At 35.7% G+C, this 12,632-nt stretch carries 12 protein-coding genes; all 12 read right to left on the bottom strand.

The window, feature by feature from the left end:
- Window positions 1–4: 4 nt before the first annotated feature.
- Entirely contained in the window at window positions 5–1,045 is a 1,041-nt protein-coding gene (locus tag OFN91_RS06180) for a glycosyltransferase (RefSeq protein WP_270873627.1), read from the bottom strand.
- On the bottom strand, window positions 1,042–2,115 hold the full coding sequence (locus tag OFN91_RS06175) for a glycosyltransferase family 4 protein (protein WP_270873626.1): 1,074 nt from the start codon (window positions 2,113–2,115) through the stop codon (window positions 1,042–1,044). The genes OFN91_RS06180 and OFN91_RS06175 overlap by 4 nt, the downstream gene beginning before the upstream one ends.
- Window positions 2,112–3,083, bottom strand: a complete 972-nt coding sequence (locus OFN91_RS06170) for a glycosyltransferase family 2 protein (protein ID WP_270873625.1) — start codon at window positions 3,081–3,083, stop codon at window positions 2,112–2,114. Before OFN91_RS06170 ends, OFN91_RS06175 begins: the two co-directional genes overlap by 4 nt.
- Window positions 3,083–4,132: a polysaccharide pyruvyl transferase family protein gene (locus tag OFN91_RS06165; RefSeq protein WP_270873624.1), complete on the bottom strand. Its 1,050-nt coding sequence runs from the start codon at window positions 4,130–4,132 to the stop codon at window positions 3,083–3,085. Before OFN91_RS06165 ends, OFN91_RS06170 begins: the two co-directional genes overlap by 1 nt.
- Window positions 4,129–5,412: a Coenzyme F420 hydrogenase/dehydrogenase, beta subunit C-terminal domain gene (locus tag OFN91_RS06160; protein WP_270873623.1), complete on the bottom strand. Its 1,284-nt coding sequence runs from the start codon at window positions 5,410–5,412 to the stop codon at window positions 4,129–4,131. The genes OFN91_RS06165 and OFN91_RS06160 overlap by 4 nt, the downstream gene beginning before the upstream one ends.
- Window positions 5,409–6,953 (bottom strand): oligosaccharide flippase family protein, encoded by a 1,545-nt coding sequence (locus tag OFN91_RS06155; RefSeq protein WP_270873622.1) that lies wholly within the window; start codon window positions 6,951–6,953, stop codon window positions 5,409–5,411. The genes OFN91_RS06160 and OFN91_RS06155 overlap by 4 nt, the downstream gene beginning before the upstream one ends.
- A 65-nt stretch (window positions 6,954–7,018) precedes the next feature.
- Window positions 7,019–8,008, bottom strand: a complete 990-nt coding sequence (gene galE, locus OFN91_RS06150) for a UDP-glucose 4-epimerase GalE (RefSeq protein WP_270859375.1) — start codon at window positions 8,006–8,008, stop codon at window positions 7,019–7,021.
- 44 nt (window positions 8,009–8,052) lie between these two features.
- A complete protein-coding gene (locus OFN91_RS06145) occupies window positions 8,053–8,889 on the bottom strand; it encodes a DNA ligase (RefSeq protein WP_270861933.1) in 837 nt (278 codons plus the stop codon).
- Entirely contained in the window at window positions 8,882–9,862 is a 981-nt protein-coding gene (locus tag OFN91_RS06140) for a 3'-5' exonuclease (protein ID WP_270873621.1), read from the bottom strand. Before OFN91_RS06140 ends, OFN91_RS06145 begins: the two co-directional genes overlap by 8 nt.
- Before the next feature lie 53 nt (window positions 9,863–9,915).
- Complete coding sequence (gene fabI, locus OFN91_RS06135; protein WP_270859372.1) at window positions 9,916–10,734, bottom strand: enoyl-ACP reductase FabI; 819 nt, start codon at window positions 10,732–10,734, stop codon at window positions 9,916–9,918.
- Window positions 10,731–11,423 (bottom strand): triose-phosphate isomerase, encoded by a 693-nt coding sequence (locus OFN91_RS06130; protein WP_270873620.1) that lies wholly within the window; start codon window positions 11,421–11,423, stop codon window positions 10,731–10,733. The genes fabI and OFN91_RS06130 overlap by 4 nt, the downstream gene beginning before the upstream one ends.
- On the bottom strand, window positions 11,420–12,631 hold the full coding sequence (locus OFN91_RS06125) for a phosphoglycerate kinase (protein ID WP_270869036.1): 1,212 nt from the start codon (window positions 12,629–12,631) through the stop codon (window positions 11,420–11,422). Before OFN91_RS06125 ends, OFN91_RS06130 begins: the two co-directional genes overlap by 4 nt.
- Window position 12,632: the final 1 nt, after the last annotated feature.

The raw sequence follows: 12,632 nt of genomic DNA, 5'->3' as shown, positions 1-12,632 counted from the left end.
AAATTTATTTTGCTATATTTTTTATCAAATTTTCCCATTTTAAAATTATATTTTCTGCTTTAAATTTATCTAGCCCAATTTCTGCGTTTTTTATTAGTTGTTTTTGCAAATTTTCATCTTGCATTAAATTTGAAAGTTTTTGCGCCAACTCTTTTTCATCTCCTATTTTAAATAAAATTCCATCAAATTTATCTTTTATAATCTCTTTTGCGCCAACAGTATCGCTAGAAATCCGAGCGCATTTATTAAACGCGGCTTCAACTAAAACATTTCCAAATCCTTCATCGACAGATGATATAACGAAAATTTTAGCTTTTTCGTAAAATTTAGAAATATTTTCTTGATGACCTAAAAAATTAATTTTTAAATTTAACTCTTTTGCTAAATTTTTAAGATTTTGCCTTTGCGAACCGTCTCCTGCAATTTGAACTTCATACTTATTTAGTAATTTTTTATCAATTAGACTTAAAGCTTTAAAATAAATATCATAGCCCTTAACTGTCTCTAATCGTCCTACACTTAAAATGATATTTTCTTTTAATGTAATATCTTTCAAAGAATTGCCAAAATATGGATTATACATCACTTCGCAATTTTTTGTAAATTTTGAATAATATTTCTTATCGTCTTCATTTAAAACAGTCAAAAAATCAGCTCTTTTATAACAAATATCTCTAATTTTTGCAAAAAATTTATTTTGCAAATAAGAGTGCGTATTATGTTCTGTAACAATCAGCGGATAACTTAATCCAAAATTCGATATAACACAAGCAACATTAGTCCAATCCATAAAGCTGATTATTAAATTGGGGCTTTCCGTTTTAAAACATTGCCTTAAAATTTTATACTTATCAAATTTACCACCATTTTTATACACATTTAAATATAAAAATTTAATTCTTTTATCAAAATTATATCTTTGTTTGTTGTCTTCTAAGATAGCGATACAAATTTCATATTTTACACATAGAAAATTTGTTAAAACTTGCAAAACACGCTCTGCACCACCATTAGCCAATCTAGAAATAACGAATAGAATTTTCATAAATTATTTTTCTCCAAAGTTAAATTAATAAAATCTACCCATTTTTTACAAATATTTTCAGCCAAAAAATCATTTCGCCTTAAATTCGCATTTTTTATAAATTCTTCTTGCAAATTTTCATCACGCATTAAAATTTCTAATTTTTCTGCCACTCCCTTTTCATCGCCGACTTCGCATAAAAAGCCGTCTTTGCCATTATTTATTAGCTCAGACGGACCTGCGATACAATCAGTTGAAATCCTAGCAATATCAAAATAAATGCTCTCCATTAAGATATTGCAAAATCCCTCTTGTGTGCTAGTTACCGCGATAATCTTTGCTTTGGCGTAATATTCGTGCAGGTTGCTTACAAAACCCACAAAATCGATATTTAAATTTAGCTCATTAGCTAAATTTTGTAAATTTTCTCTCTCGCTTCCATCCCCTGCGATGACGATTTTCCAGCCTTTTAAAAGCTTACTATCCACCAAATTTAGGGCTTTTAAAAATGTTTTAAAATCTTTATGCGGTATCAAACGCCCTGCACTTAAAATTAAATTTTCTTTTTTGAAACCAGAAATTTCTGGTATTTCAAACATAGGATTTGGCATAATGGTGCGATTTTTGACATAAGGGTATCGCTCATAATCATACTTCGTAAGCACCGTTAAGCCGTCCGCAAAAGGGTAAGTTAGTCGTCTTAGCACTCGCCAAAACCCTTGCAAAAAATTATAATTTATGTGTTCTGTTATGATGATTTTTTTACCAACGCCAAAATTTGCAAGTAGTGTTAAAATATTTGTATTATCCAAAAACGATATTACGATGTCTGCATCGCTGTTTTTAAGCTCATTTCTTAGGGCGAAAATTTTGCCAAATCGTTTTTTTATGTTGCCAAAAAAGCCCAAATTTCCAACACCTAGATTTAAATTTTTTATTTCGATTTTTTGCGAAAATTCATAAAAAGGCTCATCGCTATCAAATTTTAAAATTTTAATTTCATGGTCTTTTACAAAATGATTTGCCAAAACCTGCAAAACCCGTTCTGCTCCACCTTTACCAAGTGCTGAAATTACGAATAAAATTTTCATCGCCCAAGTCTTTCTTTTATGCTTCTTTTTATAAATAACAAAATATAAAAATTCGAGTGCAAAAAGCATAAAAATTTCAAATAAAATTTTACATTTTTATTCTTGTAAATTTTCATCTGTATTTTTTGCAACTCTCTTGAATATTTTTTAACAAATTTTTCATTTTTATCATTTTGTGCATAGGCAATCAAATCAAAAAGGCTTCTTGCTTTTATCCAATATGCTTCTTCTAATAAATCTATATCGTTATTTTCGACATGCTCGATAAATCTATCGCAGACAAGTAAAAGAGTCTGGTGTCGTTCGTCAAATTTCGATGCCATAACCGAAGTCTCGGAACGCCTATAATTATAGGTATTTTTATTCCCAAAAATAAATTTATTTGAATTTAAAAACGCTTTCCACAAAAAACTAAAATCTTCTCCGACCTTTTCGTCGGGCAAAAATCTAATACTTTTTACAATATCTGCTTTAAAAAGCTTATTACAATTACCCCAATCAAACTTCACATCTTTAAAAAAATTTATAAAATATCGCTCATCTAAAATATATTTTAAACCATCAATTCCGCTTAACTCTCGCACTTCAAATTCGGGCAAATCTTTTCTAGCTGGTGTGCAAACTATATCAGTGTCGTCTTTTAGTAAATTTACCATATTTTGGATATGTTCTTTTGCTACCACATCATCGCTATCTATAAATGTTACAAAATCTCCACTTATACTATCAAGACCTTTGTTTCTAGCACTACTTACGCCGCTGTTTTTTTGGTGAATTACTTTTATGCGATTATCTTTTTTTGCGAATTCATCACAGATTTCCCCGCTTTTGTCCGTGCTTCCGTCATCGACTAAGATAATTTCTAAATGTTTATAATCTTGATTTATAACAGAATTTAGACACTCGCCTAAATACATTTCGACATTATAGACTGGAATTATTATTGAAACTAATGGATTTTTATTCATTACTTCTCCAAATTTTTAATTATAAAATTTTTAGAAAATTCTCTTTTTTGTGTCAAAATTTCATTTACTTTTTTATAGTCTATCTCATTTTTCAAATTTACATCATCACTTGAATTTATAATTCTACCGCTTAACTCAAACATTTCAAAAAGCGATTCAAGTCTAGCATTTCCACGCGCTTCATTAACAAAAGCAAAAAATGGTTTATTGAAAATTATCGAAAAAACGCACCCATGAAAGCTATCTGTGATGACAAATTTCGCTTTTGCGATAGAGCTTATCCACTTTTCTATACTTATGCGATTAGCCGTGTCATTTACTTCGCAAACACCCAAATTTTCGCGCTCCGAAACTTCTCGTAAAATTTGGCTAGTTTTTTCATTACTATCTAAAATATAGGCAAAAATTTTATTTTCAGCCTCTGTTTGGCTAAGAAATTTTTCATAGATTTTTTTGTCTGCTAGAAGCGTAGGGTCTAGTACCCATTTTGCTTCTACGCCAAAATGCTTTTTGCAAAGCTCCACGCCACTTTTTTCACGCACAGATACGACCTTAAATTTATCAAAAACGCTTTTTAATTTTTCTAAATTTTCAGCTTGTTTTGAACCAAAACTTCCTGCGTAGATGATTTTTTTCAAATCATCACTAAGCCCTAAAATACATTTTTCATAATCTTTAAAACCCCATAATTTAGGGCGCAAAACCTGATCGCTACCTAGCACTATGCCGCCAAATTTCTCATTTTTTAAAACTTTTTCAAAATCTCTTATCTCAAAAATATCTTTTGTAATATTTATGTTTTTTTTAATAAATTTTGCAGTATCTCTCAAATATTTAAATCCGTATGTTGCATCTTTATATTTTCTAAATTTAATAATTTTTGCCGCTAAAAATTTACAATAAGCAAGAGAAAAATAGTTATTATCGTATTTTATTCTTAAAATTTTTGCTTCATAACCATAACTTTCCAAAGTTTTTTGCATAGCATACGCCTGTAAAATTCCACCGTAATTATTTATCAAAAGTAATGGTAAAATTCCTATTTTCACATTTTTTCCTTTATTTTTCTAATGATATATTTACAAACCAAAAATGGGAATTTGATTTTTTCTAACACTTTTTCAAATTTTACATAATCATTTATATATTTAATCGCCTTCATATCGTCACGATAAATTTTTCTTTGCAATTTTAGTTTTTGCTTTTGTAAAATGTTTAATTTATTATAAAAATACGCAGCTTTTTGTGCCACGACGGCTCGCTGTGAAGTATAAATTTGCTCTATATCGAAACTCTCGCAATGCACAGTATTTTTATCTGCATTTTTAAAAATTTCATCAAGTTCGTTATTTCTTGTTATCACAAGCGAATGCCCACGCCAATCGGGTGTAAATTTAGGAAGCCACGCATCCATAAGCACGGCGTCTGCGCATAACGCAAAAGTATCGTTGCAGTTATTACACGCTAGTGGCGTAAAGGCTCTACTTGTCCAAAATATCACTGGTGAAGTTGCGTATTCGTTAGCAGACGACCAATCTCTAATCGATGAGCAATCATCATCAGACAAGAATTTAAAAGCGAAATTTGAACTAGGTCTATCCTTGATTTTGTATCTAAAATCAACCTTTTTAAGCTCTTTGTGTTCTCTGAAATTCAAATCTGCCAACAATTGAGCAAATTTCTTGCTTTTGACCTGACCGCAAACAAGTCCGACTATATATTTTATGCGTTTGCGAAGTTTTGGGTTAGTTTTCATTGCAAGTCGCAAAGCCTTTGCAAAGCACGGCAAAGCAGTTATTGCATAAGTATCGTCATTTGCTAATATAAATTTTAAAATTTCTTCCATATTAGTTGGATAGTATGCCGATTTTCTAGCGTTTTTTAGGCTTTCTGCGTTATCAAAAATATCAAATTTGAATAATTTTTCTGAATTTTCGCACGGCGCAACGGCGATGATTTTACCGACCATTTTTCGTTTTAAAAGTTCGCTTAGCAGATAGTATCCAGCCCCACCGCTGGCACTATTTATGCGTTCATTTTCATCTTTTATAAAAAATTCATAATTCCCAACATATTTGCCTATTTCTTTATATGAATTTTTGCTATCAAAAATTTCATTTGAGATTTCATTTTCAGCTAAATCTTTTTCATAAAAAGGGCAAACTTTTAAGCAAATATCGCATTTTGGGTTGCAACCTGGAATTTCTTTTGGTTCGTAATGACCAGAGCTATTAAAATCCATACTTAGCACTTTTGATGGACACAGCCCGGCACACGCACCACAGCCGATACATCTATCTTTTGCGACAACTTCACCTATGATATTCAAAATTTGCTCCTTATCTTTGCAAAAGCATTGCTAAAAATCGCTTTTTCGTAATCGTTCATAATAAATTTAAAACTAATAATAGCAAAAATTATCGCATAAATTCCACCACAAACCAAAATATAGATAACTCCGTGTAAATTTAACGCATAAATTATCGGTAAAATTATCATCACGCAACCAAGCGAAATAATAAACATCTTAGCTATATTAGCCCAGAATTTTAACATATTTAAGCCAATTTTATAGTGATAATATAAATTCATAACAATTATATTTAAAACCACCAAAGCCGTCGCAGTTCCACACGCAGCACCGATACTGCCGTAAATTTTGGCAAGTGGAATAGAAATAGCGATATTTACAAACGCCATTATAAAGGTTGCAATGGCTTTAAATTTAAATTTATTTTTCGCTTGTAAAATCGCAATGCCTAAATTTTGGATTAAAGGTATGCTAATTGGAATTGTTAAAATCATCGCTACATAGTAGCTTGTTTCGTAATTTTTCCCAGCCCAAAGTATCATAAAATCTCTACCAAATAAAATAAAAGCCGAACATATAAAGAAAATGATATAAAATTGCAATCTGCCGATTTTTATCATCTCATTTGTAAGTTCGTCATTGCTTGAATTTGCCGAAACCATTTTTGAAATTTTTGGAAGCATTACACCGCTTATGGTTACAGAAAGTGTGATAAACATAGAATTCACACCGCTTGCCACAGCATACAGCGATACTGCCGTCGTCCCTGCAACTACGCCTAAAATAAAATTATCCACACTCCAATTAACCTGATCAACAACCATGCCTAAAAATATAAAAAACGAATATGCAAAAATCTCTTTAAGTATGCTGAAATCAAAGTTTTTAAAGCTTACTTTTGGATTTATTTTTTTCTTGCAAAAAAAGTAAATTACAAAAATTGCTATCAAATTTATAATAGTTGCTACAATTACCATACTAATTGCTCTATACCCTAAAAATAAAATAGGAATAGTGATAATTGGTAATAAAATTGTTCGTAAAATCCCAATTAATTTTAAAAATACAAAATCTTCATAAGCTGTCAAAATTGATGAGTAAATACTAAAAGGGAAACTTAAAACAAAATTAAATGTAAGTAAGGATAACATTATTTGAAGTTTTGAAATTTCATCTAAGCTTAATTTTTCGCCAAAAATTTGCGGAGTAAAAAATATAAGCAAAAGCCCGATTATAAGGCTGATTGCACTCATACATAAATATACACTAAAAATAGTGCCATGAAGTTTTTTTTCTTTTTCTATCTCGCCACTGGCTATATATTTTGCAGTATAGACAACAATCGCATTTCCAAAACCTAAATCTAAAATCGCTAAATAGCCTATAACGCTACTGGCAAGTGAATACAACCCATACTCACTCTGTCCCATAATACGCAAAAAAAACGGCGTATAAACAAGCATTAAAATTGTAGAAATAAAGATATTTACATACGATAATACTACGCCAAATTTTCTTTGAGCTGTCGGCTCTGAATTTAAAATACTAGCAAGATTCATAAAATACCATAAATTTTAAATTTAGAAATTCAGGCATTTAAATTTGCCTGAATTTTATTGAAGTTTTAAATCTTTCTTTCCCAATTTAGCGCACTTTGGATTATCTCGTCTAAATCCTCGTGGCATGGAACCCATGTTGTTTGGAAGCGAATTTTTGAAGCATTTGAGATTAGACAAGCTGGATCGCCCTCGCGACGCGGCGCGATTTCGACCGCAAAATCCACTCCACTTACCTTTTTAGCCTCGCTAATGACCTCTTTGACGCTAAATCCAGTGCCATAACCCACATTAAAGACATTGCTATCGTTGGTTTGCAAGTATTCTAGCACCGCTAAATGCGCGCTCGCGAGATCCTCGACATGGATATAGTCCCTGATACAAGTGCCGTCTTTGGTGTCGTAATCATCGCCGAAAATATACATTTTATCGCGTTTGCCAGTGATTGTTTGGGTTGCGATTTTGATTAGGTGAGTGGCGTTTGGATAGTTTTGACCGATTAGTCCGTCGCTTGACGCGCCCGCGACATTGAAATAGCGCAAAATTCCAAATTTAAAATCCTTATTCGCAGCGGCTGTATCTTTTAGTATCCACTCGACCATAAGCTTGCTTTTGCCATACGGATTTATCGGAGCTTGCGGGCTTTCCTCGGTTACTTTGCCGTTTTCTGGCTCGCCATAAGTTGCCGCTGTGGAGCTGAAAATGAAGTTTTTCACGCCGTATTTTTGGCAAAGCGCGATTAAATTTATCGCGTTTGCGGTGTTGTTTAGATAGTATTTTATCGGGTTTTTCACACTCTCGGCAACCTCGATAAACGCCGCGAAATGGATAATCGCGTCAAATTTTCCTTTTTTAAAAATTTCCTCGATTACTGGCAAATTTTCCAAATTTTCTTTGATAAATTCAAACTCGCCCACGCTTTTAAGCGCGTCGATTGCCTTCATTGAGCCTTTGCAAAGATTATCGACAACCACGATTTCATGGCGATTTGATTCTAAAAGTTGCTTTAAAACATGCGAGCCGATGTATCCAGCGCCACCTGTAACTAAAATTTTCATATCATTTTCCTTTTAAAAAAATTTTTTGATTATACCCTAATTTGTTAAATTGCAGGTTTAAGGCGCAAAAATGTAGGAAATCTAGGCTTTTTTTCACTTGTTAAATTTTGGTATTGATAAGTGATAATAGTGCCGATTTTAGGGGGTTTTGCGCGCCACTCATCGCTCCAACCAGACCCTATTTTAAACTTCACTCCACTTTTTATATCCACGCAAGTTACAGAACCCATTTTGCCCTTGTTTTTGCCATATCCTGGGTTTATGTGCGTAATTTTGCACTCGCTATCGCGCATTTTTTTGTATTTTAGGATATTTGCACTGCGCCCGCTCTCATACAGCGCGTATGGATTTCGGATCACCAGCCCCTCACCGCCACTATCAACGACCAAATTTAGCATTTCTTCGATTTGTTCGTGCGAACTAACCGGAGTTTGCGGGATTACGACTAAATTTTGCACGCCGTTTTTTTCGATGAAATTTGATAAAATTTTCATCTTTTCAAACAAATTTTTTCTCTCATTTGGCATATCAAAAATATAAAATTTAATCTCGCTCCAACGCTCATCTGGCGTGGCTTTGCTCACAATCGAAGCGATTTTTTCAAACTCGCCTCGCCTGCTCCAAAGCTCACCTTCAATCATAAAATCTGGAAATCCTTTTGTCCAAGATTCGGGAGCATTTATGATTTTGCCCTTGCGTGAGCGAAGGGTCTTGCCGTCCCATATAGCGCGGATTCCGTCGAGTTTTTCGCTTACGACCCAGCCTGAGATATCCATACCTTTTTTGTATTCTTTCAGTAGCATTGGGCGAAATTCATCGCCAAAAGCCAAATTTGTGAAAAATAAAAAAATACAAAAAAGCGTTTTTGCAAATTTATTCATTTTTAAATTTCTCAATCTCGCGCGCGATAAATTCGCAAAAAATCTCGCTATACCCCATATCGGCGCAGTGTTTTTGCAGATACTCGCTCATCAAATTTAGATTATCCAAATAATCATTTAGCAAAATTTTGCCACGCAAAAGCTCGTATTTTAAGAAAAGCCAATAGGTATTTAATGTGTCGCTCTGGCAATATTCGTCGATTTTATCGCCCTTTTCGTCATAAAACAGCTCCAAAACCTGATCACCATGCACATCGTATTTGCCAGGCAGCCCCAAAGACGCGCACAAAAAGTCGAGTTTGAGCCCCCTAACAGAGCCAAAATCGCAAATATGATCGAGCAAATCAAGATGAAAAACCCCGTCATATCGCGAGCGATAATTCGTCCATTTATCCTTGTTCGCAAGCTTATCATCGGTGCAAAAATACTCGCTGGCACTGATATTATGCACCATTGCGCGCACCATAATCATCGGCAAATCAAAGCCACGCCCGTTGAAGCTTACAAGGCGTGGATTGTGAGAGTTGATAAAATCGATAAATTTTTTGATTTTGCCCTTTTCATCGTCTGCTTGCAGGGTGCTTACACGCACAAATTTGCCAAATTCATCAGCCAAAACCGCGCTGATACTTACGACTTTGTGGAAATTTATAGGCAAAAACTCGCTTCCTGTTTTTTCCTTGAAATGCGCCATTGCCGCGATTGAGAGCTTTTTGTGGTTTAAAATTTTGCTTTTATCATCGTTAAAAATCGGCTCATCGCCGTAAATTTTAGGCAGAGTGTTTGAGATGCTATCATTTTTGCTCTGAATTTTCGCATCAATTCCAGCAAGCAAAATTTTGGCATATTTTTTTTTGTCAAATTCATCATAGCACTCATCAATGATTTCTTTGTCTAAAATTCGAAGCAAAGCCGTAGTATCAGGCACAGTTTCGCAGTCAAAAACGCAAATGTAAGATTGTTTTTTATTCATAAATTTTCCATAAAGTCAAGCTAGTTTATCCGCCAAAACGGCGGATAAAAGGATTAGTTTTTATCAATCGCTAGGATTGTGTTGCCCTCGTCATCGGTGGCGATGTCGCCCATGCCCATTATGTTGTAACCGCAATCGACATAGTGAATCTCGCCCGTAACTGCACTGGCAAAGTCGCTAAGCAAATACGCGCCACTTTTGCCGACTTCGAAAATATCCACATTTCGTTTGAGTGGGGCATTTTTTTCGTTGTATTTTAGGATTAGGCGGAAATCGCCGATACCACTAGCTGCGAGAGTTTTAATCGGACCCGCTGAAATCGCATTTACGCGAATTCCACGCTCACCCAAATCATGCGCTAGGTAGCGAACTGAGCTCTCTAACGCTGCTTTTGCCACGCCCATGACATTGTAATGTGGCACGAATTTCACGCCACCAAGGTAGCTTAATGTCAAAATCGCTCCGCCGTCATTTAATAGCGGTTCGACTGCGTTTGTAAGCGCAATCAGCGAATAAACCGAAGTTTGCATAGCGATATTAAAAGCTTCTTTTGTAGTGTCGATAAATTTTCCATCAAGCGCCTCGCGTGGGGCAAATGCCACAGCGTGAAGCACGAAGTCAAATTTGCCAAAATCCTTTTCTAAACTCGCGCGCAAATTCGCCAAATGCTCGTCGTTGTTGATATCTAGCTCGTAAATTTTATCGCTTCCAAGCTCCGCTGCAATCGGCTCGACGCGCTTTTTCAAAGCGTCATTTAAAAATGTAAAAGCCAGCTCCGCTCCCTGCTCGTGGCAAATTTTCGCAATGCCATAAGCGATAGATTTGTTATTTGCAACGCCGACGATTAGCCCTTTTTTACCTTTTAGTATCATTTTGCTTCCTTGATTAGATTTATGAAATTTTCTGCTTCCCAACTAGCCGTTCCCACTAAAACGCCGTCGCAACTTGGAATTTGCGAAATTTCGGCGATATTTTTTAAATTTACGCTTCCACCATAAAGCAAAGGTGCCTTTGTTTTGGTGCGTAAAAAGCTTAAAATTTCATCAATTATCGCGCTCGTGGCTGTATTTCCCGTGCCAATCGCCCAAATCGGCTCGTAAGCGATAACCAAATTTTGGTAATCTAAATCGATTTTTTCAAGCTGAGAGGCTAGAAAATCCTTGGTTTTGCCCTCTTTATACACAGCCTCGTTTTCGCCGATACAAAATACGATTTTCCAGCCTTGTGATTTTGCGAATTCAAATTTTCGCGCGATTAACTCATCACTTTCGCCTAAAATTTCACGCCTTTCGCTATGACCGATTAAAACACAAGAAATGTCAAATTCGCCCAGCATTTCTTTGCCGATTTCGCCTGTGAAACTGCCGTTTTGGCATGGATAGAAATTTTGTGCGCCTTGGATAAATTTGTGATTTCCCAAATTTAAAGCCACACTTGGCGGAAATACCAAAATTTCGTGCTTTGATAAAATTTCATCGCCTAAATTTGCATTTAAAATTTCGCAATAACGCTCGAAACTAGCCCTAGTGTGATTGCATTTTAAATTTGCGGCTAGTATCATTGCTCGCTATCCTCGATAGTTAGGACTTTTACGCCAGGAAGCTCTTTACCCTCGATTAGCTCCAAGCTAGCCCCACCACCTGTGGAGATAAATGTCATATCATCGGCGTTTCCGGCTCTTTCGACCACATCAGCTGTATCGCCACCGCCCACGACGGTCGTAGCGTCGCTATCAGCGATGAAATGCGATATACGCATACTTCCGCGTGCAAATTTATCGATCTCAAACACGCCCATAGGTCCGTTCCACCAGATAGTTTGCGCATCATCAAGCGCCTCTTTAAAAAGAGCCACGGTCGCAGGTCCGATATCTAGCCCCATCCAGCCAGCTGGGATTTCTTGAACCGTTACGCGCTTCATAACAGAATCTTGCGAGCAAGCAGGGGCTGCGATAGTATCGACTGGGATATAAATTTTAACGCCTAATTCCTTGCCTTTGCGCAAGATATTTTTTGCTTCTTCGATCAAATCCTCTTCTAAAAGCGAATTTCCGATATCATATCCGACGGCCTTTAAAAATGTAAAAGCCATACCGCCACCGATGATGAGTTTATCGACTTTTGGGAGTAGATTATGCAAGGCTTGGAGCTTGCCACTGACTTTGCTACCGCCAGTTACAGCGACGAAAGGACGGGCTGGGCGTTTGATAAGGTCGGCTGCAAATTTAATCTCTTTTTGTAGCAAAAATCCAGCCGCTTTGTGCTCGTTGTCGAAAAACTTCGTCACAGCCTCGACGCTTGCGTGCGCTCTGTGGCATACGCCAAATGCGTCATTGACATAAAATTCACCATAGCTAGCTAATTTTTTGGCTAATTCAGTATCGTTTTTGGTTTCGCCCTTTTCGAAACGCAAATTATCTAGTAATAAAAGCTCACCCTTTTTTAGCTCGCTAACTGCCTTGCTAGCGCGCTCTCCTACGATATCATCGACAAATTTAACCTCGCGATCAAGCAATCTGCCAAGTCTTTTTGCCACAGGGCGAAGACTAAATTTCTCCTCGTAGCCGTTTTTTGGGCGGCCAAGGTGGCTTGCCAAAATCACGCAACCACCATTATCCAAACAGTAGCGAATCGTAGGGATTGATGAGCGGATTCTGCGATCGTCTGTGATATTGCCAAACTCGTCCATAGGCACATTAAAATCGCATCTAATAAAAACTTTCGCGCCGTCTGTAAAATTCAAATCCTTAATATCTAAAATTTGGCTCATT

Origin of the sequence: Campylobacter sp. JMF_08 NE1 (assembly GCF_027737875.1) — a bacterium.
In the GTDB taxonomy this organism is placed as follows: domain Bacteria; phylum Campylobacterota; class Campylobacteria; order Campylobacterales; family Campylobacteraceae; genus Campylobacter_B.
This window is presented reverse-complemented; position numbering and strand designations above follow the sequence as displayed.

Excerpts from the sequence above, each read along its gene's own strand:
- OFN91_RS06180 (WP_270873627.1), bottom strand. The coding sequence starts at position 1,045 with ATGAAAATTCTATTCGTTATTTCTAGATTGGCTAATGGTGGTGCAGAG.
- OFN91_RS06175 (WP_270873626.1), bottom strand. The coding sequence starts at position 2,115 with ATGAAAATTTTATTCGTAATTTCAGCACTTGGTAAAGGTGGAGCAGAA.
- OFN91_RS06170 (WP_270873625.1), bottom strand. The coding sequence starts at position 3,083 with ATGAATAAAAATCCATTAGTTTCAATAATAATTCCAGTCTATAATGTC.
- OFN91_RS06155 (WP_270873622.1), bottom strand. The coding sequence starts at position 6,953 with ATGAATCTTGCTAGTATTTTAAATTCAGAGCCGACAGCTCAAAGAAAA.
- galE (WP_270859375.1), bottom strand. The coding sequence starts at position 8,008 with ATGAAAATTTTAGTTACAGGTGGCGCTGGATACATCGGCTCGCATGTT.
- OFN91_RS06145 (WP_270861933.1), bottom strand. The coding sequence starts at position 8,889 with ATGAATAAATTTGCAAAAACGCTTTTTTGTATTTTTTTATTTTTCACA.
- OFN91_RS06140 (WP_270873621.1), bottom strand. The coding sequence starts at position 9,862 with ATGAATAAAAAACAATCTTACATTTGCGTTTTTGACTGCGAAACTGTG.
- fabI (WP_270859372.1), bottom strand. The coding sequence starts at position 10,734 with ATGATACTAAAAGGTAAAAAAGGGCTAATCGTCGGCGTTGCAAATAAC.
- OFN91_RS06130 (WP_270873620.1), bottom strand. The coding sequence starts at position 11,423 with ATGATACTAGCCGCAAATTTAAAATGCAATCACACTAGGGCTAGTTTC.
- OFN91_RS06125 (WP_270869036.1), bottom strand. The coding sequence starts at position 12,631 with ATGAGCCAAATTTTAGATATTAAGGATTTGAATTTTACAGACGGCGCG.